Annotated in this window: 19 protein-coding genes and 1 tRNA gene; 11 read left to right on the forward strand and 9 right to left on the reverse strand. The window is 64.3% G+C overall.

Annotated features, from left to right (window positions below; all coding sequences use genetic code 11):
* Positions 1-71: 71 nt before the first annotated feature.
* Together J7548_RS05085 and cysS are read right to left on the reverse strand one after the other, a co-directional pair.
* A complete protein-coding gene (locus J7548_RS05085) occupies positions 72-731 on the reverse strand; it encodes a DNA-3-methyladenine glycosylase (protein WP_290971205.1) in 660 nt (219 codons plus the stop codon).
* Position 732: 1 nt separating this feature from the next.
* Positions 733-2,127 carry a cysteine--tRNA ligase gene (gene cysS / locus J7548_RS05090; RefSeq protein WP_290971208.1) on the reverse strand — a complete coding sequence of 465 codons (1,395 nt, stop codon included), beginning with the start codon at positions 2,125-2,127 and terminating at the stop codon, positions 733-735.
* Positions 2,128-2,351: 224 nt separating this feature from the next.
* Between cysS and J7548_RS05095 the strand changes: the two genes are divergently transcribed.
* From J7548_RS05095 to J7548_RS05115, 5 genes are all read left to right on the forward strand, one after another.
* Positions 2,352-3,776, forward strand: coding sequence for a tetratricopeptide repeat protein (locus J7548_RS05095; protein WP_290971211.1), 1,425 nt, complete (start codon positions 2,352-2,354; stop codon positions 3,774-3,776).
* Between the two features lie 36 nt (positions 3,777-3,812).
* Entirely contained in the window at positions 3,813-5,024 is a 1,212-nt protein-coding gene (locus tag J7548_RS05100) for a L,D-transpeptidase (RefSeq protein ID WP_290971629.1), read from the forward strand.
* Complete coding sequence (locus J7548_RS05105; RefSeq protein WP_290971213.1) at positions 5,021-5,593, forward strand: peptidylprolyl isomerase; 573 nt, start codon at positions 5,021-5,023, stop codon at positions 5,591-5,593. The genes J7548_RS05100 and J7548_RS05105 overlap by 4 nt, the downstream gene beginning before the upstream one ends.
* Before the next feature lie 99 nt (positions 5,594-5,692).
* Positions 5,693-6,181, forward strand: coding sequence for a peptidylprolyl isomerase (locus tag J7548_RS05110; RefSeq protein WP_290971215.1), 489 nt, complete (start codon positions 5,693-5,695; stop codon positions 6,179-6,181).
* 28 nt (positions 6,182-6,209) lie between these two features.
* Positions 6,210-7,001: a UDP-2,3-diacylglucosamine diphosphatase gene (locus J7548_RS05115; RefSeq protein ID WP_290971218.1), complete on the forward strand. Its 792-nt coding sequence runs from the start codon at positions 6,210-6,212 to the stop codon at positions 6,999-7,001.
* A gap of 93 nt (positions 7,002-7,094) precedes the next feature.
* Here J7548_RS05115 and cysE read toward each other — a convergent pair whose 3' ends face one another.
* The 3 genes from cysE to rnr all read right to left on the reverse strand — a co-directional run bounded on the left by cysE (position 7,095) and on the right by rnr (position 11,221).
* Positions 7,095-7,847 carry a serine O-acetyltransferase gene (cysE, locus tag J7548_RS05120; protein ID WP_290971221.1) on the reverse strand — a complete coding sequence of 251 codons (753 nt, stop codon included), beginning with the start codon at positions 7,845-7,847 and terminating at the stop codon, positions 7,095-7,097.
* Positions 7,848-7,936: 89 nt separating this feature from the next.
* Positions 7,937-8,674 (reverse strand): 23S rRNA (guanosine(2251)-2'-O)-methyltransferase RlmB, encoded by a 738-nt coding sequence (gene rlmB / locus J7548_RS05125; RefSeq protein ID WP_290971223.1) that lies wholly within the window; start codon positions 8,672-8,674, stop codon positions 7,937-7,939.
* A 54-nt stretch (positions 8,675-8,728) separates the two neighbouring features.
* The gene (gene rnr, locus J7548_RS05130) at positions 8,729-11,221 is read right to left on the reverse strand and encodes a ribonuclease R (RefSeq protein WP_290971226.1); all 2,493 of its coding nucleotides are present in this window, start codon (positions 11,219-11,221) and stop codon (positions 8,729-8,731) included.
* 228 nt (positions 11,222-11,449) lie between these two features.
* Here rnr and J7548_RS05135 point away from each other — a divergent pair.
* Positions 11,450-11,534 (forward strand) — tRNA-Leu (locus J7548_RS05135).
* A gap of 162 nt (positions 11,535-11,696) precedes the next feature.
* Positions 11,697-13,208 carry a deoxyribodipyrimidine photo-lyase gene (locus J7548_RS05140; RefSeq protein ID WP_290971228.1) on the forward strand — a complete coding sequence of 504 codons (1,512 nt, stop codon included), beginning with the start codon at positions 11,697-11,699 and terminating at the stop codon, positions 13,206-13,208.
* Positions 13,209-13,232: 24 nt separating this feature from the next.
* Here the strand turns inward: J7548_RS05140 and J7548_RS05145 are convergent, their stop codons facing one another.
* The 3 genes from J7548_RS05145 to pmbA all read right to left on the reverse strand — a co-directional run bounded on the left by J7548_RS05145 (position 13,233) and on the right by pmbA (position 16,900).
* The gene (locus J7548_RS05145) at positions 13,233-14,831 is read right to left on the reverse strand and encodes an MDR family MFS transporter (protein ID WP_290971231.1); all 1,599 of its coding nucleotides are present in this window, start codon (positions 14,829-14,831) and stop codon (positions 13,233-13,235) included.
* Positions 14,832-14,955: 124 nt separating this feature from the next.
* A complete protein-coding gene (locus J7548_RS05150; protein WP_290971234.1) occupies positions 14,956-15,447 on the reverse strand; it encodes a GNAT family N-acetyltransferase in 492 nt (163 codons plus the stop codon).
* Positions 15,448-15,535: 88 nt separating this feature from the next.
* Positions 15,536-16,900 (reverse strand): metalloprotease PmbA, encoded by a 1,365-nt coding sequence (gene pmbA / locus J7548_RS05155; protein WP_290971236.1) that lies wholly within the window; start codon positions 16,898-16,900, stop codon positions 15,536-15,538.
* Positions 16,901-16,974: 74 nt separating this feature from the next.
* On the opposite strand from pmbA, the gene yjgA reads away from it, so the two are divergent.
* Both yjgA and mog read left to right on the forward strand, forming a co-directional pair.
* Positions 16,975-17,571: a ribosome biogenesis factor YjgA gene (gene yjgA, locus J7548_RS05160; protein ID WP_290971239.1), complete on the forward strand. Its 597-nt coding sequence runs from the start codon at positions 16,975-16,977 to the stop codon at positions 17,569-17,571.
* Positions 17,561-18,172, forward strand: coding sequence for a molybdopterin adenylyltransferase (gene mog / locus J7548_RS05165; protein WP_290971241.1), 612 nt, complete (start codon positions 17,561-17,563; stop codon positions 18,170-18,172). The genes yjgA and mog overlap by 11 nt, the downstream gene beginning before the upstream one ends.
* A 33-nt stretch (positions 18,173-18,205) precedes the next feature.
* On the opposite strand, the gene J7548_RS05170 is transcribed toward mog, so the two are convergent.
* Positions 18,206-18,871: a hypothetical protein gene (locus tag J7548_RS05170; RefSeq protein WP_290971242.1), complete on the reverse strand. Its 666-nt coding sequence runs from the start codon at positions 18,869-18,871 to the stop codon at positions 18,206-18,208.
* Between the two features lie 154 nt (positions 18,872-19,025).
* Here J7548_RS05170 and J7548_RS05175 point away from each other — a divergent pair, with 154 nt between their 5' ends.
* On the forward strand, positions 19,026-19,694 hold the full coding sequence (locus J7548_RS05175) for an alpha/beta hydrolase (RefSeq protein WP_290971244.1): 669 nt from the start codon (positions 19,026-19,028) through the stop codon (positions 19,692-19,694).
* Positions 19,691-19,825 carry a hypothetical protein gene (locus J7548_RS05180; RefSeq protein ID WP_290971247.1) on the forward strand — a complete coding sequence of 45 codons (135 nt, stop codon included), beginning with the start codon at positions 19,691-19,693 and terminating at the stop codon, positions 19,823-19,825. Before J7548_RS05175 ends, J7548_RS05180 begins: the two co-directional genes overlap by 4 nt.
* Positions 19,826-20,068 lie beyond the last annotated feature (243 nt).

Consider the following 20,068-nt stretch of genomic DNA (forward strand, 5'->3'; position numbering starts at 1 on the left):
ATCCTGCGAGGAGCGGAGTATACACCAGCGGCTTATCCAAACTGCGCAACCCGCGCTCCCTTTTGTATCCTTCAATAGTCCGACGGCAACGGGTCGAGGCTGCGCCAGAGATACCACGTGGCAACAGTGCGCCACGGTTCCCAGTTGGCGGCGACTTCCCGCGCATCGCTGCGCGACACCGGCTCGCCCGAGAAATAGCTGATGCTGATACCCTTGAGCAAGCCCAGGTCGTCCAGCGGCAGCACGTTCGGCCGCAGCAGATTAAATATCAAAAACATCTCGGCTGTCCAGCGGCCGATCCCGCGGATCTGGACCATCTCGGCGATGACGTCCTCGTCCTCCATCTCCATCCACTTGTCGGGATGCACGGTCTTGGCCTTGAAATGGTTGGCCAGGTCGAGGATGTATTCGGCCTTGCGCTTGGACAAGCCGCACTCCCCCAACCCTTCCAGGCCGGTGCGAATCACCTGGGCCGGCGTACATTTGGGGCACGCCTCGAGGAAACGCAGCCACACCGCATTGGCGGCCTTGGTCGAAATCTGCTGGCCGATCACCGAGCGCGCCAGCGTGGTGAAAGCGTCACCGCGCACCGTCAGCTGCAGGTCGCCGAACTGGGGGATGATCTTGCGCATGATGCGGTCGCGCTTCATCAATTCGGCCTTGGCTTCTTCCCAGTATCCGGGGACGATCAGCGTCGGATCGGCCGGACTCGTTTTTCTGATGGTATTCAACTCAAGCTCTCCGCCATTCGGTCAGCCCGCCCGGTTTGTCTTCCAGAATGATGCCGGCCGCAGTGAGCTCCGCGCGGATGCGGTCTGCTTCGGCAAAGTTTTTGCCCTGCTTGGCCGCCTTGCGGGCGGCGATCAATGCTTCGATCTGAGTTTCATCCAGACCGCCTTCCTGGGCGCCGCTGCGGCCCTTCAGGAATTCGTCCGGCGCACGTTCCAGCAGCCCCAGCACGCCGGCCAGCGCCTTCAGCTGGCGCGCATGCTGCGGCGAACGGCTGCGGTTGACCTCGTTGGCCAGCTCGAACAGCACCGCAATCGCCACCGGGGTATTGAAATCGTCGTTGAGCGCCTCGGCGAAACGCAGCGCATGCGCCTCGCCCTCGTCCACGCCGCCGGCCTCCACCGGCACATCCTTGAGCGCGGTATACAGGCGGGTCAAGGCGCCGCGCGCATCGTCGAGGTGGGCGTCGGAATAGTTCAGCGGGCTGCGGTAATGCGCGCGCAGGATGAAGAAGCGTACCACTTCCGGATCGTACTTCTGCAGCACTTCGCGGATGGTGAAGAAATTGCCGAGCGACTTCGACATCTTCTCGTTGTCGACGCGCACGAAGCCGTTGTGCATCCAGTAATTGACGAAGGTGTGGCGGTGCGCGCCTTCGGACTGGGCGATCTCGTTCTCGTGGTGGGGGAACTGCAGGTCCTGCCCGCCGCCATGGATGTCGAAATGGTCGCCCAGCAGGTCGCTGGACATGGCCGAGCATTCGATATGCCAGCCGGGACGGCCACAGCCCCATGGCGAATCCCACTTGGCTTCGTCCGGTTCGCCGGCCTTGGCGGCTTTCCAGAGCACGAAGTCGAGCGGATCGCGCTTGCCGGTGTTGACGTCCACCCGTTCGCCGGCGCGCAGGTCGTCCAGCGACTTGCCTGAGAGCCTGCCGTAGCCAGGGAAATCTCGCACGGAATAATTGACGTCGCCGTCGGTCGCCTTGTAGGCCAGGCCGTTCTGCTCCAGCTTGCCGATCAGCTCCAGCATCTGCGGCACGTATTGGGTGGCGCGCGGCTCATGGTCGGGGCGCTGCACGCCCAGGGCGTCGGCATCCTCGTTCATCGCGGTGATGAAGCGCTCGGTCAACTGGTAGATCGACTCCCCGTTTTCCTGCGCGCGTTTGATGATTTTGTCTTCGATATCGGTGATGTTGCGCACATAAGTCACGTCGTAGCCGGACTTGCGCAGCCAGCGCTGCACCATGTCGAACACCACCATCACGCGCGCGTGGCCGAGATGGCAATAGTCGTATACGGTCATGCCGCACACGTACAGGCGCACCTTGCCGGGTTCGATCGGGGAAAAGACCTGCTTATCACGCGCCAGCGTGTTGTAAATTTTGAGCTTGCTCATGGGACGGGAATTCTTGGTTTGGCGATACCGGAGACAGTGCCGCGGTCATGCTGCGCGATGCGGGCTGCGCGCCGGGAAGAGTGCTTCCGGACGGGCGCTCGCCCCCTCGATTACGGTTCTAGCGACACTTGCGACATGAACGCGACACGATAGCCAAACCTCTTTTTGTAGTGCCTGTTTGATATAAAATGCCTGCTTTCGTCCGAGTATAGCATTGATAAACCATGCCCCCAGAATCACAAGAACAGACATCTATTCATGGTTTGCGCGGTTTGATCAATAGAACTGCCCACAAGACGGCGCTGTTGTCCGGCCTGGTGGCCGCCCTCTTCGCCGCCCCCGCGCACGCCAACGAGATGTCCGACATCAACAAGCTGATGCGGTCCGGCCAATACGCCGAGGCGCTCACGAAGACCGATGCCGTACTCGCGAAACACCCGCGCGACGCCCAGATGCGTTTCACGAAAGGCCTGATCTTAGCAGAACAAAATCGTTCTGCGGAGGCCATCGCGGTGTTCTCCAAACTGACCGAGGACTTCCCCGACCTGCCCGAGCCGTACAACAACCTGGCCGTGCTGTATGCCGCCAACGGGCAATACGACAAGGCGCGCGCATCGCTGGACATGGCCATGCGCACCAACCCGACCTATGCCACCGCGCTGGAGAACCTGGGCGACGTCTACGCCAAGCTGGCCAGCCAGGCATATGACAAGGCCTTGCAGATCGATCCGGGCAGCAATGTCCCGCAGCCCAAGCTGACCCTGTTGCGCTCGCTCAACGGCAACGCCACCGGCGGCACCGTGCCGCGCCTGGCCAGCGCCGCCCCCGGCCAGGCCGCGCAGGCGCAGCGCGACGCCAAGGCCAAGGCCGACGCCGCCGCGGCCGAACAGCAGGAACGCGCACGCGCGCTGGCGACCGAAAAGGCCGCCCAGCAGGCCGCGGCCGACAAGGCGGCGGCGGAAAAGGCCGCCATCGCCAAGGCCTCGGCCGACAAGGCCGCAGCGGACAAGGCTGCCGCCGAGAAGGCGGCGGCGGACAAGGCGGCTGCCGACAAGGCCGCCGCTGAAAAGGCCGCCGCGGAGAAAGCCGCCGCCGACAGGAAGAAGGCCGACAAGGCAGCCGCCGAACAGAAGCAGAAAGACAAGGAACAGAAGGAACAAGCCGAACGTCTGGAGAAGGAAAAGGCCGACAAGGCCGCCAGGGCCGAGAAGGAAAAAGCCGCCCAGGCCGAGAAGCAGGCGGCCGCCGAGAAGGCCGCCCAGGCCAAGGCGGCGGCGGATAAGGCCAAGGCGGCGGCCGACGCCGACCAGGACAAGAACGCCGTGCTGGCCTCGCTCAACAATTGGGCCAAGGCCTGGAGCGACAAGGACGTCAGGAGCTACCTGGCCCACTACGCCAGCGATTTCGAGACGCCCAAGGGCGCCACCCGCAAGGAGTGGGCCGAAGAGCGCCGCGCCCGTATCGAGGACAAGGGCCACATCACCGTGAAGGTCAGCAACGCCCAGGTCGTCATCAAAGGCAATACCGCGACCGTGCGCTACCGCCAGATATATAATTCCAACCGGCTGACGGTGGACAGCCGCAAGACCCTGGTCTTCGTGAAACAGGGCAACAAGTGGCTGATCAAACAGGAACGATCGGGAGGGTAAGCGGTGGCTCAAGCTTTACAAGGGCGTCCGGCGCGCATGCTGGGGCGCCTGCTGATGTTGTGTCTGGCAGGCTTGCCGACGACCGGCAGCATCGCCTCCTCGTCTTCCATCCCACCGCAAAGCGCCGGCCCTGCCGCGCCGGCCAAGCCCGATCCCGAGGCCTTGCTGATCGACGTCTACAAGGACCTCGGCGCCAACCGCCTGCGCGAAGCCCAGGCCAAGGCCGACGCCCTGGTGGCGGCCTATCCGACCTTCCGCCTGGGGCACCTGGTGCAGGGCGACCTGCTGCTGATGCATGCGCGCCCGGTGCGCAATTTCGGCGCCATGGCCGACGCCCCGCAGGACAAGCTCAAGGAACTGCGCGACGAAGCCATGGTGCGCATCCGCTCGCTGCAGGAAAAACCCGATCCCAAGCTGATCCCCAAGGCCATCCTGCAGGTCGGCGACGACCAGAAGAACGTGTTCGTGGTCGACACCTCGCGCTCGCGCATGTACGTCTATGAAAACCAGGGCGGCGAGCTGAAATACCAGAGCGACTATTACATCTCGCAAGGCCGCTTCGGCGCCAACAAGTCCAAGGAAGGCGACCAGCGCACCCCGATCGGCGTGTACTACGTCAACAACCGCATCCCCGGCCCCAAGCTGCCCGACTTCTACGGCACCGGCGCGCTGCCGTTGTCCTACCCCAACGAATGGGACAAGCGCAACGGCCGCAGCGGCTACGGCATCTGGCTGCACGGCACGCCGTCCGACAATTTCAGCCGCCCGCCGCTGTCTTCCGACGGCTGCGTGGTGCTGGCCAATCCGGACCTGCAAAACCTGTACTCGACCGCCGAGGTCGGCAAGACCGTGGTGGTGATCAGCCAGGGCGTGCAATTCGTCAACAAGGGCGAATGGAATAAGCAGCGCGAGGCCGCGACCGCCATGCTGGAACAATGGCAGCAGTCGCTGGAAAGCCCCGACAGCGAGAAGACCCTGTCCTACTACTCGCGCGACTTCCGCTCGGCGCTGGGCGAAAGCCTGGCGACCTGGTTCACGCGCCAGCAAAAGAGCATGAACGGCGCGCGCTTCACCAGCGTCAAGCTGCGCGATGTCAGCCTGTTCCGCTATCCGGGCCCGGAAAACATGATCGTCAGCACTTTCACCCAGGAAAGCGCCGTCGGCAAGAGCAAGAACGCGATCCGCAAACGCCAGTACTGGGTCAAGGAAGGATCGGATTGGAAAATTATTTACGAAGGTAATGCATGATGATGTTTCGCCGTAGCCTGCTGTGCGCACTGGCCGCCCTGTCCCTGACCGCCGCCCTGCCGGCCCCGGCCTTCGCCGCTGCCGCCGCGCCGCGCGTGCTGCTCAAGACCAGCATGGGCGACATCGTGGTCGAGCTCAATCCCGAAAAGGCCCCCGTCACCGTCGAGAATTTCCTCAACTACGTCAAGAAGGGCCAGTACAACGGCACCCTGTTCCACCGCGTGATCAGCGGCTTCATGATCCAGGGCGGCGGCTTCGACAAGAACATGCGCCAAAAGCCGACCGACGCGCCGATCCGGAACGAGGCCAAAAACGGTTTGAAGAACGAGGTTTATACTATCGCCATGGCGCGCACCTCGCTTCCGCATTCGGCTACGGCCCAGTTCTTCATCAACGTCGCCAACAATGCCCCGCTGGATTATCCGAGCCGTGACGGCTGGGGTTACGCGGTATTCGGCAAGGTGGTCCAGGGCACCGATGTGGTCGACAAGATCAAGCAGGTGCCGACCGGCTACGACGATGTCCCGGCTACCCAGGTCGTGATCGAGTCGGCGACGCTGGTCAAGTAGGTTCTTTTAATACCGCCCCAGGGACAGGCGGGCCGCGATGCCCGCCTCGTTTTCCCTCCCTTATTTTCACCATTTTCACTGTTAAGCAAAGGATTCATCATGGCAGTTCTGCTCACCACCAACCACGGCAACATCAAGATCGAACTGGATGCCGAAAAAGCGCCCAAGACCGTCGAGAACTTCCTGGCTTACGTGAACTCCGGCCACTACAACGGCACCATTTTCCATCGCGTGATCGACGGCTTCATGATCCAGGGCGGCGGCTTCGAACCCGGCATGAAGCAGAAGGAAACCAACGAGCCGATCGAAAACGAAGCCAAGAACGGCCTCAAGAACGAGCCCTACACCCTGGCCATGGCCCGTACCGCCGCGCCGCACTCGGCATCGGCGCAGTTCTTCATCAACGTCAAGAACAACAGCTTCCTGGACTTCCCGGGCCAGGACGGCTGGGGCTACTGCGTGTTCGGCAAGGTGGTCGAAGGTACTGAAGTGGTCGACAAGATCAAGGGCGTCAAGACCACCCGCGCCGGCATGTTCGCCGACGTCCCGGCCGAAGACGTCATCATCGAAAAGGCCGAAGTGGTCTGAAGCCGCTTTCGCACCGAAACGGCAAACGATGACGATCTTCACGTCCTCGCAAAAAGCGCAGCCCACGGTTGCGCTTTTTGTTTCCGACCTCCACTTGCAGGCTTCGCTGCCGCGCACCACCGCGGCCTTCCTCGAATTCCTGCAAACCCATGCGGCGCAGACGCAGCGGCTCTACCTGCTGGGCGACATCTTCGAATACTGGGCCGGCGACGACGACCTCGCCACGCCCTACAACCAGGCCATCGCCGATGCCCTGAAGGCGGTGGCGCAGCAAGGCGTGCAAGTATTCTGGATCGCCGGCAACCGCGACTTCCTGGTCGGCCCCGGCTTTGCCGCGGCGGCCGGCCTGACGCTGCTGGACGACCCGCATGTGATCCGCCTGGCCGGGCGCGACATCGCACTGGCCCACGGCGACGCGCAATGCACCGACGACGTCGCCTACATGGCCTTCCGCGCCCAGGTGCGCCAACCGGCCTACCAGCAGCAGTTCCTGGCCATGCCGCTGGCGCAGCGCAAGGCCATCATCGAAGGCATGCGCAAGAACAGCCAGGACGCCAACCAGAGCAAGTCCTACGAGATCATGGACGTCAATGCCGGCGCCATCGACCAGTTGTTCGCCCAGGCCGGCACCCGCGTACTGATCCACGGCCATACGCACCGCCCCGCCCTGCATGTGCTGGGCAGCGGCGACGAACAGCGCCTGCGGTATGTGTTGCCGGATTGGGAATACGATGTTCAGACGCCGCGCGGCGGATGGATCGGCCTGACGGCGGATGGAGTGCTGCATCGCTTCGATGCGGCGGGCAGTGAAATTAATTAATTGATTGATTGGCCTGCCGTCAAAACGCCACTGGGTCCCGGCCTTCGTCAGGACCCAGTGGCGTTCAGTTACCAGTAACATCCGGCATCAGCCTCAATCCACCAGCCTGTTCAACTGCTCGGCATCGAAGCGGCTCACTTCCTCGAAGCGCTGACAGCCTATCCCCGCTCCCTTCAACGCCGCCAGCATCACCTCGATCTGCTGCTCCTGCGCCGCCACCTGGTTGATCAGGCCATGCAATGCCTTCGACAGCGGGTCGTCGCCGTTGGGCATGACGCCGTAGGCGGCGAACATGCGCGCGGCGGCCTGCTCGCGCGGGTCCTGCGGCTGCGCCCGCTGCACGATGCGCGCCGGGTTGCCCACCGCCGTGGCGCCGGCCGGCACCTCCTTGGTGACCACGGCATTGGAGCCGACCTTGGCGCCGTCCCCCACCGTGAATCCGCCCAGCACTTTGGCCCCGGCGCCGATGATCGCGCCGCGCCCCAGCGTGGGATGGCGCTTGGCGCCCTTGGCCAGCGAAGTGCCGCCCAGGGTCACGCCCTGGTAGATGGTACAGTCGTCGCCGATCACCGCGGTCTCGCCGATCACCACGCCAATGCCATGGTCGATGAATACGCGGCGGCCGATGGTGGCGCCCGGATGGATCTCGATGCCGGTCAGCCAGCGCGCGATATGCGAGATGAAACGCCCCAGCCACTTGAGGTCGGCCGCCCAGCAGGCGTTGGCCCAGCGGTGCATGACCACCGCATGCAGACCGGGATAACAGGTCAGCACCTCCCAATTGCTGCGCGCGGCGGGATCGCGCTCGCGAATGCTGGCGATGTCTTCACGGAGTCGGCTGAACATGATGGATTTCCTGAAACGGGAGATGCGGAACTGCAAAAAAATCGCCGGACATATAGTCCGGCGACATTGTCATTGCGAGATGACCGGACTTACTTGGGCAAGCGCTGGCGTCGCGCCTCGTACAGACAGACGCCGGAAGCGACCGACACGTTCAGGCTCTCGACCGAGCCGAACATCGGGATGTTGACCAGGATGTCGCAGGTTTCGCGCGTCAGGCGGCGCATGCCTTCGCCTTCCGAGCCCATCACCAGCGCGGTCGGGCCGGTGAAGTCGCCTTCGTACAAACCCTTCTCGGCGTCGTCGGAAGTGCCGATGATCCACACGCCGCGCTCCTTCAGGTCGCGCATGGTGCGCGCCAGGTTGGTGACGGTGATGTAGGGCACGGTATCGGAAGCGCCGCTGGAAACCTTCATGGCGGTGGCGTTCAAGCCGACTGCCCTATCCTTGGGAGCGATCACCGCATGCGCGCCGGCGCCGTCGGCCACGCGCAGGCAGGCGCCCAGGTTATGCGGGTCGGTGATGCCGTCCAGGATCAGCAGCAGCGGCGGGCCCTGCACCGCGTCCAGCAGTTCATCCAGGGTGCGCGCCAGCGACAGCGCGGCGGCCTTGGCCACCACGCCCTGGTGGCGGCGCGTGCCGACCATCGCCGACAGGCGCTGGTCGTCGGCCTGGATGATGCGCACGTTGGCTTCCTTGGCCGCGTGCAGCATGTCCAGCATGCGGCGGTCGCGCCGCTCGGCGTCCACATAGATTTCATCCACCGAGGAAGCCTCGTGGCGAATGCGGGACGTGACGGCATGGAAGCCGAAAATCATTTTGCTCTTCATAAATCCTGCTGGTTTCTTCTCTTGCTGTAAATCCGTTATCGGGGGCGGAAGCGATCAGCGCTTCTTCTTGCCGCCCTTGTTGAAGCCCTTGGCCGAGGCGCGCTTGCGGTCGGCTTCGCCGGGGCGCCCGCGCGCCGCGCTGCCGCCGCTTCCCTTGGCCTTGGCGGCGGCCTTGGCCGGCTTGGGCGGGGCCGCTTTCCTGGCCTTCGCGGCCGGCTGCTTGGCGGCGCCGGCCGGCTTGCCGCGCGCGGCGCTTTCGGCGCGCTTGGCCTCGTTCTTGATCAGCGTGCGGATGCCCGGCTCGTTGACCAGCGACAGGTCGATCTTGCGCGCATCCAGGTCGACCCGGCTGACCTGCACGGTGACGCGGTCGGTCAACTGGTAGCGGATGCCGGTGCGCTCGCCGCGCAGCTCGTGGCGCGCCTCGTCGTACTGGAAGTAGTCGGCGCCCAGTTCGGTGACGTGCACCAGGCCTTCGATGTACAGCGCGTCGAGCTGCACGAAGATGCCGAAGGTGGCCACGCCGGAAATGGTGCCGGTGAATTCCTCGCCCAGCTTGTCGCGGATGAAGTAGCACTTCAGCCAGGCCTCGACGTCGCGCGAAGCCTCGTCGGCGCGGCGCTCGTTGGCCGAGCAGTGCAGGCCCAGCGCTTCCCAGATGCCCTGGCTGCCTTCGTTGCGCGCATTGTGCGTCTTCTTGCCGGCGGCCTTGTCGGCCGCGCGCTGTTGCTGCTGCATCTTGCGCGCCGCCGGCGAGATCGAGGTGTTCAGCGCGCTGCTGTCGATGCCCTTGGGCTCATAGCGCTTGCCCTGCAGCACGGCCTTGATGGCGCGGTGCGTGAGCAGGTCGGGATAGCGGCGGATCGGGCTGGTGAAGTGCGCGTAGGATTCGTAGGACAGGCCGAAGTGGCCGATGTTGTCCGGGCTGTAGACCGCCTGCTGCATCGAGCGCAGCAGCATGGTCTGGATCAGCACCGCATCCGGGCGCGCCTTGATCTTGGGCATCAGCTCGGCGTAGTCGGCGGCACTGGGCGTGTCGCCGCCGCCCAGGTTCAGGCCCACCTGCTTCAGGAACGTGCGCAGCTGCGTCAGCTTTTCCTTGGTGGGACCGGCGTGGATGCGGTACAGCGCCGGATGGTCGTGGCGCTTCAACAGGTCGGCGGCGCAGACGTTGGCCGCCAGCATGCATTCTTCGATCAGGCGGTGCGCGTCGTTGCGGGTGCGCGGCAGGATCTTCTCGATCTTGCCGGCGGCGTTGCAGACGATATAGGTCTCGGTGGTCTCGAAGTCGATCGCGCCGCGCGCCTGGCGCGCCTGCAGCAGGGCCTGGAACACTTCGTACAGATGCGTCAGGTGCGGCACCAGGCCGATGCGGCGCGCCGCCTCCGGTCCCTTGGTATTGGCCAGGATGGAGGCCACTTCGGTATAGGTCAGGCGCGCGGCCGAATGGATCACGGCCGGGTAGAACTGGTAGGCCTTGATCTCGCCCTTGGCGGTGATCACGGCGTCGCACACCAGCGTCAGGCGGTCGACGTCCGGGTTCAGCGAGCACAGGCCGTTGGACAGCTTTTCCGGCAGCATCGGGATCACCCGGCGCGGGAAGTAGACCGAGGTGCTGCGCTCCAGCGCATCCACGTCCAGCGCATCGTTGGGCTTGACGTAGTGACTGACGTCGGCGATCGCCACGATCAGGCGGTAGCCCTTGGCGCGGCCGATCTTGACCGGTTCGCAATAGACCGCATCGTCGAAGTCGCGCGCATCTTCGCCGTCGATGGTGACCAGCGGCACATCGCGCAGGTCGACGCGGTCCTTCAGGTCGGCCGCGCGCACTTCGCTGGGCAGCTTGGCCGACAGCTTCTTGGCGGCATCCGAGAATTCATGCGGCACGCCGTATTTGCGCACCGCGATTTCGATTTCCATGCCGGGGTCGTCGATATCGCCCAGGATCTCGACGATCTTGCCCACCGGCTGGGTGTAGCGCGACGGCTGCTCGGTCAACTCCACGCTGACCACCTGCCCCGCCTTGGCCTTGCCCGGCGATCCCGCCAGCAGCACGTCGTGGCCGATGCGCTTGTCTTCGGGCGCCACCACCCATACGCCGTTCTCATTGAGGAGGCGGCCGATCACATGGGTATTGGCGCGCTCCACCACTTCCACGATGGTGCCTTCCGGACGGCCGCGGCGGTCGGTGCCGACGATGCGCGCCTGGACGCGGTCGCCGTGCATGACCTTCTGCATTTCCTTCTCGGGCAGGAACAGGTCGTCGCTGCCGTCGTCCGGCAACAGGAAGCCGAACCCGTCGCGATGGCTGGACACCCGCCCTTCGATGAAATTGGGCGAATGGGTCAGCTTGTAGTTGCCGGCGCGATCGGGCTTGATCTGGCCGTCGCGTTCCATGGCGTTGAGCCGGCGCGTCAGGCCGTCCATCTCATCGGGCTTGACGCCGAGCGCCGCCGCCAGGCTGGGCGCGCTTTGCGCCGTGGGCGAAGTACGCAGGATGCCGAGGATTTCTTCCCGGCTGGGAATGGAGTAAGGGAATTGGCTCAAAAGTGTCGTTCGCGCAATTGTTATTGATGAAACCGGCGCCGGTGCGCCGATACGGACGAATAAGCCCTAGTGTAACGGAGTTGCGGCTATTTACCTAACCGCAATACGGCTTGTCCGGCACCGGCCCGTTCTGCCCCTTCGGAAGAAATTGCAAATTTCTCCGCACAAAGGTATTGACACGGGCCTCATATCGTATATAATCGCATTCTTTCGCTTTACAGCGTTAAAGCCCACGTGGCGGAATTGGTAGACGCGCATGGTTCAGGTCCATGTGCCGCGAGGTGTGGGGGTTCGAGTCCCTCCGTGGGCACCAAAACATAAAAGGTCGATTGATGAAAATCAATCGGCCTTTTGCGTTTCCGGGGGCCGAAAAAACGCCCCGGCACTTCCGCCACGCAATCAAGGCGAAGTCCTGGCGCCTTCCGTACTACACTAGCCGGACTCCGATCATCCCCAAGCACCGAATTCTCCATCGATGCCGCCCTCCCATTTCGACACGTCCCTGGTCTGGTTCCGCCGCGACCTGCGCGATACCGACCATGCGGCGCTCTACTACGCGCTCTCGCGCAGCAAGAGAGTCTACTGCGCCTTCGTATTCGATACCGATATTCTCGCGCCCCTGCTGCGCAACGGCATACGCCAGGACCGGCGCATCGAGTTCATCCGGGACAGCCTGGCCGAACTCGACCGCTCCCTGCGCCGCGACGGCGGCGGCCTGATCGTGCTGCACGACAGCGCCGCGCGCGCCATCCCGCCATTGGCCGCGCGCCTGGGCGCACAGGCCGTCTTTGCCAATACCGACTACGAACCCGGCGCCGTGGCGCGCGACGAAAAGGTGGCCGAGTCGCTCCAGCGCGACGGCATCCTGTTCTTCAGCAGCAAGGATCAGGCGATCTTCGACAAGGACGAAGTGCTGTCGCAAGCCGGCAAGCCGTTCTCCGTCTTCACGCCCTACAAGAACGCCTGGATGGCGCGCCTGGCCGGGGCCGGCGGCGATTTCTTCCTGCGAGCCTATCCGGTTGAGAAATACCGTGCCGCGCTGGCCGCGCCACCGGCCGACGCGGCGTATGCCCTGCCCTCGCTGGAAAGCCTGGGCTTCGCGCCGAGCAATCTGCATGAGCTGAAGATCCCCACCGGCATGTCCGGCGCCGATACGCTGTTCGAAGATTTCCTTGGCCGCATCGGCGCCTATGGCACGGCGCGCGACTATCCCGCGGTCAAGGGTCCGTCTTACCTGTCGGTACACCTGCGCTTCGGCACGATCTCCATCCGCACCCTGGCGCGTACGGCGCTGCAGGCAATGCATGCCGGCCACGGCGGCACAGGCGCGGCGACCTGGCTGTCCGAGCTGGCCTGGCGCGATTTCTACTTCATGATCCTGCACCACCACCCGCGTGTGGCCACCCGGGCGTTCAAACCCGAATATGACGCCATCGAATGGGAAAACGGCCGCCAGGCGCAAGATGATTTCGCCGCCTGGCGCGAAGGCCGCACCGGCTATCCGCTGGTAGACGCGGCCATGCTGCAGATCAATCGGACCGGCTATATGCACAACCGCCTGCGCATGGTGGTCGCCAGCTTCCTGAGCAAGGACCTGGGCCTGGACTGGCGCTGGGGCGAACAGTACTTCGCCGCCCACCTGAACGACTTCGACCTCGCCGCCAACAACGGCGGCTGGCAATGGGCCTCCTCATCCGGCTGCGATGCCCAGCCCTACTTCCGCATCTTCAACCCGGTGACGCAATCCGAAAAGTTCGATCCCGAAGGAAAATTCATCCGGCGCTACCTGCCGCAACTGGCCGGCCTGCCGGACAAGCGCATCCATGCGCCGTGGACAGCCACACCCGACGAACTGCGCCAGGCCGGCCTGGCACTGGGCAAGGATTATCCATTGCCCATCGTCGACCATGCCCTGGCGCGCGAACGCACGCTGCAACGCTACGCTGTCGTCAAGCAGGCCGGCAAGGCACCGCAAGAAGCCGCCTGAAGCCCCGGAAGAGTCGGGAAAGGCCTACTCCGACATCACCGGCTCGACCTTGTCCTCGCTGCCGAACTTGATCGGCGGCACCCGCCGCACCATCCACAAACCGGCCAGGCCAGCCACGATGGCAATGGCGATGCCCATATGGATCGCCCCCACCAGCGCATCGCGCGCGGCATCGAGCAGCGCCGAGCCGTTATGCCCGGCCTTCATCAATTGCGCCAGCAACACCGACTGGATGTCATGGTTGACCAGCACCTCCGGGTCGCTGAACTCCTTGAGCCATTGCGCCGCATGGTCGCCCTCCAGCGCCTTCTGCACGCCGTTGCCGTACATCTGGCTGACCAGCGTGCCGGTCACGGCGGTGCCCAGCATGCCGCCGATCATGCGCAGCGACTGCAGCAAGGCGGTGGCGATGCCCAGGTGCTGGCGGCTGGCAGCCTGCTGGGCGAACACGGTCAGGTTCGGCAGGATCAGGCCCAGCCCGAAGCCGCCGGCCAGCATGGTCGCCAGCATGAAACCGTTGCCGGTGCCGCGGTCGCACAGCACCACGCCCAGGCAGGACGCCGCCACCAGCACGAAGCCCACCGTCATCATCATGTTGGGATTGGGGATGCGCATGATGATGCGGCCGTTGACGATGCTGGCCACGGTGATACAGGCCACCAGCGGCGTGATCAGCAAACCGGCCTCGCGCGGGGTCATCCCGAAGCCGCCCTGGAACAGCAGCGGCGCATACATCAGCAGCGAGAACATGGCGAAACCGGCCAGCACCGACAAGATGAACAGGCTAGACAGCGCGCGGTCGCGCATCATCTCGAACGGCAGGATCGGCTGCTCGGCGCACTGCTCCCACTTCCACAGCGCATAGAAAGCCGCCACGCTGAGCACCAGCAGCGCCAGCATGCCGCCGGTGATGCCGCGCTTGGGCAACAATTCGACCAGCAGTTGCAGGCTGCCCAGCGACAGCGAGATCAGCAGCGCGCCCGGCCAGTCCAGGCGCATCTTGCCCTGGTGCTGGATATGGCGGATATGCGGCACGAAGCGCCAGACGAAGAATAGCGAAATCGCCCCGATCGGCAAGTTGCAGTAGAACACCCAGCGCCAGCCCAGGCCCTGCGTCAGGAAACCGCCCAGCGAAGGGCCGACGGCGGTGGCGATGCCGAACGAGACGGAGAGGATGACCTGCCAGCGCAGGCGCACGCGCGGATCGGGAAACAGGTCGGCGACGGAAGCGAAACAGGTGCCCACCAGCATGCCGCCACCGATGCCCTGCAGGCCGCGCGCCAGTACCAGGAACAGCATGTTGCCGGCCATGCCGCATAGCGCCGAGGCCGCCACGAAAACGATGATGGAGGCGATCACGAACGGCTTGCGGCCGAAATAGTCGCCCAGCCGCCCGAAGATCGGCACGGTGATCACCGATGTCAGCAGGTAGGAAGTGGCCACCCAGGCATAAAGTTCAAACCCCTTGAGTTCGGCCACGATGGTGGGCAGCGCGGTGCCGACGATGGTCTGGTCCAGCGCCACCAGCATGATGACGAAGCAGATGCCCAGGGTGGCCAGCAGGGATTCGCGGAAAGGCAGGACTTGGCCGCTGGAGTGCGCGGCATCGGTATGGAGGGCCATGTTGCGAGGAAGACAATCCGGGAAGAGGCGCCAACGCGCCGATGCGGCATTTTAGCAATTGGCGGCGTTTGTTGCTGGGAGGCAGCGCATGCCTCCGCACCCTCGCAGCCTTCTTGCAACCCTCTCACAGCAACAGCTCATACCGCTGCTCATTGAGCTTGACGCCCCAGCGCGTCCCTATCCGCTCCTCGGTCAGCACGAAGCCATGCTTGCGAAACAGATGGTCGGCAGCCAGCGGGCCTTCAAAGGTCCACAGGTAGATCGAGGGAAAACCGATGTCGCGGCAGAACTGCACGGCATGGCCGATCAGCGCGTCGCCCACGCCCTTGCCGCGCAGTTTTTCGGAAGCGATGAACCAGCGCAGGTGGGCGCCCTGCTCCCACGCATGCTGGCCGTCGATGGCTAGCGAGCCTTCGATGCGGCCATGCACGATGGCGGTCCAGAAGCCGTCGCGCGTCTCGTCGTAGCGGCTCAGGAATGCCGACAGCTCGGTGGCGATCCTGGCTTCGAAATAGACGCCGAAGCTCCAGTTCTCGGTGTAGCAAGCCGCATGCAGTTCCGCGACCCGTCCGATGGCGCCGGGCATGTAGCCCCGCTGGATATGGATGTCGTCCATGGCTTGCCTCCTCGCTCCGCTCAAGCACGCGTCGCAGGCTGCCGCCAGGGCGCGTCGCCGGGATTGGCCGGCGGCGCGGGGGCGGCGTTCAGTCGCCGGCGACGGTCATGCTTTCCAGCAGGATGGAACCGGTCTCCTTGGTGCCGCGCACCAGCGTGTCGTTGCCGATGGCCACGATCTGGCGCAGCATGTCCTTCATGTTGCCGGCGATGGTGATCTCTTCCACCGGATACTGGATCACGCCGTTCTCGACCCAGTAGCCCGAGGCGCCGCGCGAATAATCGCCGGTGACGTAGTTCACGCCCTGCCCCATCAGCTCGGTCACCAACAGGCCCGTGCCCATCTTCTTCAACATGCCCTTGAAGGTGTCGCCCTTGGCGGTCAGGCTCGACGACAGCGTCAGGTTGTGCGAGCCGCCCGAGTTGCCGGTGGTTTTCATGCCCAGCTTGCGGGCCGAATAGGTGGACAGGAAATACCCCTGCACCACACCGTTGCTGACCACTTCGCGCTTGACCGTGCGCACACCCTCCTCATCGAACGGCGAGGAACCGACGGCGCCAAGCACGTGCGGATCTTCCAGGATCTGGATATGCGGCGGGAACACCTGCTGCCCCAGCGAATCGAGCAGGAAGCTCGACTTGCGGTACAGCGCGCCGCCCGACACCGCCTGCACGAAGGCGCCCAGCAAGCCCGCCGCCAACGGCGCCTCGAACAGCACCGGGCACTTGCGGGTGGTCAGCTTGCGCGCGTTCAGGCGCGCCAGGGCGCGCTCGGCGGCATAGCGGCCGATGGCTTCGGGCTTGGCCAGCTTCCGCGGATCGCGGTTGGAGGAATACCAGTCGTCGCGCTGCATGCCGGCGCCCTTGCCGGCGATCGGCGCCACCGAGATGGTGTGGCGCGAGAACGGATAGCCGCCGATGAAGCCCCGCGAATTGGCCGCCACGAAATGCGAATGCTGCGCATACACGCTGGCGCCTTCGCTGTTGGAAATGCGCGGATCGGTCTCCAGCGCCGCCGCCTCGCAACGTTGGGCGATCGCCACGGCTTCTTCCGTGGAAATGTTCCATTGGGAAAACAATTTCAGGTCGCGCGGCGCCATTTCCAGCATGTCGGCATCCGGCAGCCCCGCGCAGTCGTCGACGGACGTGAAGCGGGCGATGTTGTAGGCCGCCTCGACAGTTTCCTTCAGCGCCTGCTGCGAGAAATCCGAGGTGCTGGCATTGCCGCGCCGCACCTGGCGGTCGCCCCCGAGGAAAACCGTCACGCCGATGCCCTTGTCGCGGTTCTGCTCGATCGTCTCGACCCGGCCGCGGCGCACCGCCACCGACAGGCCGCCCCCTTCGCTGATGTCGACCGCGGCATCCGAGGCGCCCTTTTCTTTCGCATAGCGCAACACATCCTGCGCCAACTGCTTCAATTGGTCTTGACTGTAGCTGAATGGGGTATCGCTCATGAGCCTGTTTTCTCTGAAATGCGGGTAAAACGGGTATCATAGCAGCCGTTCAGCAATATTTCCCGAGCTATACCATGCCTAATGCCAACCGCGGCGCCGTCGGATTCCAGTCGAGCGAATTCGAACAGGAATACGACCGCCCCTCCAAGTCCCAACTCAAGCGCGAAATGGAAGCCCTGCAAAAGCTGGGCGAGGCGCTGGTCGCCGAACCGCGCGACCGCGTCAAGCGCGTGCCCATGCCCGAGGACGTGCGCGAGGCCATCCTCGAGTGCCAGCAGATCAAGGACCACGAAGGCCGCCGCCGCCAGATGCAGTACGTGGGCAAGAAAATGCGCTCGCTGGAAGAAGACGAGATCGCCATCATCCAGAAGACCATCGACAGCTGGCGCGGCGCCTCCAAGGCCGAAACCGCCGCCATGCACGCGCTCGAACGCCGCCGCGAGAAGCTACTGGCCGACGACGCCGCGCTGACCAACCTGCTCAACGAATATCCCGAAGTCGACGTGCAGCACATGCGCACGCTGATCCGCAACGCCCGCAAGGAACAGGCCGAGAACAAGCCGCCCAAGGCCTACCGCGAAATCTTCCAGATCCTCAAGCAGTTGCAGATCGCCGCCGCCAAGCAACGCGGCGAGGAAATCGACGAGCAAGAACTCGACGATGAAGAGTGAGCGCGACCATCTGCTGATCGGCTTGGTGTCGGTCTCCGACCGCGCCTCCGGCGGCGTCTATGAAGACCGCGGCATCCCGGCCCTGCAAGAGTGGTTCGGCGCCGCGCTGGCCAGCCCGTGGAAGATGGAAACCCGCCTGATTCCCGACGACCGCGCGACCATCGAAAAGACCCTGATCGAATTGGTGGACGAAATCGGCTGCGACCTGGTGCTGACCACCGGCGGCACCGGCCCCGCGCGCCGCGACGTCACCCCGGAAGCCACGCTGGCCATCGGCACCAGGGAGATGCCCGGCTTTGGCGAGCAGATGCGCCAGATCAGCCTGCAGTTCGTGCCGACCGCGATCCTCTCACGCCAGGTCGCGGTGATCCGCGAAACCCCCGGTCATGCCGCGCTGGTGATGAACCTGCCCGGCCAGCCCAAGTCGATCAAGGAAACCCTGGAAGGTTTGAAGGATGAAGACGGCAAGCAGAAAGTGCCCGGCATCTTCGCCGCCGTCCCCTACTGCATCGACCTGATCGGCGGCCCGTATATCGAAACCAACGAGGCGGTGTGCAAGGCCTTCCGCCCCAAGTCGGCCATCAGGCCCGCCGGCAAATAACTTCCTGCGCGGATGGCGTCACGCCATCCGCCGTCATTTCGGGCAAGCCCCTTCGTCCGCCCCGCCGCACAACGTCGCGCCATTGAGCAGGTCGAGATACTGCTGCAGCCTGGCCGGCGTGATGCGCCAGCCATATTCCTTCAGCTCGTTCTGGGTCGCGGGGCGCCAGCCGAACTGCACCACGAATAAACGTTCCTGCCCCTGGAAAACGGCGATCACGCTGCCCTCGCCATACGGCGCCATGGCGCCCACGCGGTCGCAAAAGCCCCCGCTGACCGAGGTCGGAATACCGTTGGTCACGGTGTTTTTCTGCCCCATCGGCAAGAAGCGCCCCGGACAGTTGCGCTGCGAATTCTGCATGATCTCCTGGACCGCCACTTGGGCCAGCGTCAGGTTGCGCGCCTTGATGTTGTCCAGCAGCGGGCTGTCGGGAAACGTGCGGCGTTGCACGCCCATATACCCTTCGCGCCAGGAATCGTGCGCTTCGTTGGGAGGCAGGAAGTCGACCACATAGTCGCCGTCCGGGCTGCCGTCCATGTACGCCATGCGCCAACCGGGCGGATGCGAAATCATCAGGTTTTCGCCATTGGGCTGGAACAGCGCTCCCTCCACCAATTCGGCGCCGGCGCGCAGCGGCAGCAACGCCGCCAGCGCCATGCCGGCGGCGATGGCCGCGCTCGTCAATTTTTTCAGGCCCATGGGCTTTGCTCCTGGCAAGCGCCGAGATTTTCCCCGGCGTTCATCGTATGATTGGCGTTTTGCCGTCATCACAATCAAAACAGTATTGTGCCTGCGCGCTGCCGCGCGCACAAACCGCACACATCACCAACGCATAACAGGATACCCAACCGCCATGGCCACCCAGCTCGACACCATCCAGATCGAAACCGCCCCCAATCCCAGCGCCGCCGTCATCTGGATGCACGGGCTGGGCGCCGATGGCTCCGACTTCGTTCCCATCGTGCGCGAGCTCGACCTGTCTGGCTGCCCCGCCATCCGCTTCGTGTTCCCGACCGCCGGCACCATGCCGGTCACCATCAACGGCGGTTACGTGATGCGCGCCTGGTACGACATCTTCACGCCCGACCTGGTGCGCCGCGAAGACGAAGAAGGCCTGCGCAATTCGCAGGCGCAGATTGAAGAGCTGATCGCCCAGGAAAAGGCCCGCGGCATCCCCGCCGAACGCATCGTGCTGGCCGGCTTCTCGCAAGGCTGCGCGATGACGCTGCAAACCGGCCTGCGCCATCCGGAAAAGCTGGCCGGCCTGATGTGTCTATCCGGCTACCTGCCGCTGGCAGCCAAGGCCGCCGAAGAACGCAACGCCGCCAACCAGGACACCCCCATCTTCATGGCCCACGGCCGCCTCGACCCGGTGGTGGTGATCGAACGCGCCGAGAAATCGCGTGAACTGTTGAAGCAATTGGGTTACAAGGTCGAATGGCACGAATACCCGATGCAGCATTCGGTGTGCGGCGAGGAAGTCGCGGATATCGGCCGGTGGCTGGCCAGCGTGCTGGCTTGAGCGCATCCATCAACACAGGCCTGGGAACCATCGACGTCAGCGACGACTGGCTCGGCAGCGGCCTTGAAAACAGCGTCAAGACCTCCCCCGGCGCCCGCCCCCTCTACGTGCAGGGCCGCTACGCGTTCTGAACCAGCCGTACACAATAGGAAAGGCAGCCGCTTGGTTGTCTTTTTTATGCCTGCACCGGCGCCCGCCATTGTCCCGATGACAATTCCCGCGCGCACCATTCCCGCTCGAACGCACCATTTCCAAACGCACCCAGTCCGTCCGGTGGCGCCGGCACGCTGATGGCACACTCACTTTCCCGCTGGATGACAACACTGCCATCATCTAGGTCTTGGCACGGAAAATGCATGTTTTCTTTAATGTAT

It is taken from the genome of Herbaspirillum sp. (assembly GCF_017744395.1).
GTDB lineage: Bacteria > Pseudomonadota > Gammaproteobacteria > Burkholderiales > Burkholderiaceae_D > Herbaspirillum.

Coding starts and splice junctions, on each gene's coding strand:
- cysS (WP_290971208.1), bottom strand. CDS start 2,127: ATGAGCAAGCTCAAAATTTACAACACGCTGGCGCGTGATAAGCAGGTC.
- J7548_RS05095 (WP_290971211.1), top strand. CDS start 2,352: ATGCCCCCAGAATCACAAGAACAGACATCTATTCATGGTTTGCGCGGT.
- J7548_RS05100 (WP_290971629.1), top strand. CDS start 3,813: ATGCTGGGGCGCCTGCTGATGTTGTGTCTGGCAGGCTTGCCGACGACC.
- J7548_RS05105 (WP_290971213.1), top strand. CDS start 5,021: ATGATGATGTTTCGCCGTAGCCTGCTGTGCGCACTGGCCGCCCTGTCC.
- J7548_RS05110 (WP_290971215.1), top strand. CDS start 5,693: ATGGCAGTTCTGCTCACCACCAACCACGGCAACATCAAGATCGAACTG.
- J7548_RS05115 (WP_290971218.1), top strand. CDS start 6,210: ATGACGATCTTCACGTCCTCGCAAAAAGCGCAGCCCACGGTTGCGCTT.
- cysE (WP_290971221.1), bottom strand. CDS start 7,847: ATGTTCAGCCGACTCCGTGAAGACATCGCCAGCATTCGCGAGCGCGAT.
- rlmB (WP_290971223.1), bottom strand. CDS start 8,674: ATGAAGAGCAAAATGATTTTCGGCTTCCATGCCGTCACGTCCCGCATT.
- J7548_RS05140 (WP_290971228.1), top strand. CDS start 11,697: ATGCCGCCCTCCCATTTCGACACGTCCCTGGTCTGGTTCCGCCGCGAC.
- J7548_RS05145 (WP_290971231.1), bottom strand. CDS start 14,831: ATGGCCCTCCATACCGATGCCGCGCACTCCAGCGGCCAAGTCCTGCCT.
- J7548_RS05150 (WP_290971234.1), bottom strand. CDS start 15,447: ATGGACGACATCCATATCCAGCGGGGCTACATGCCCGGCGCCATCGGA.
- pmbA (WP_290971236.1), bottom strand. CDS start 16,900: ATGAGCGATACCCCATTCAGCTACAGTCAAGACCAATTGAAGCAGTTG.
- yjgA (WP_290971239.1), top strand. CDS start 16,975: ATGCCTAATGCCAACCGCGGCGCCGTCGGATTCCAGTCGAGCGAATTC.
- mog (WP_290971241.1), top strand. CDS start 17,561: ATGAAGAGTGAGCGCGACCATCTGCTGATCGGCTTGGTGTCGGTCTCC.
- J7548_RS05170 (WP_290971242.1), bottom strand. CDS start 18,871: ATGGGCCTGAAAAAATTGACGAGCGCGGCCATCGCCGCCGGCATGGCG.
- J7548_RS05175 (WP_290971244.1), top strand. CDS start 19,026: ATGGCCACCCAGCTCGACACCATCCAGATCGAAACCGCCCCCAATCCC.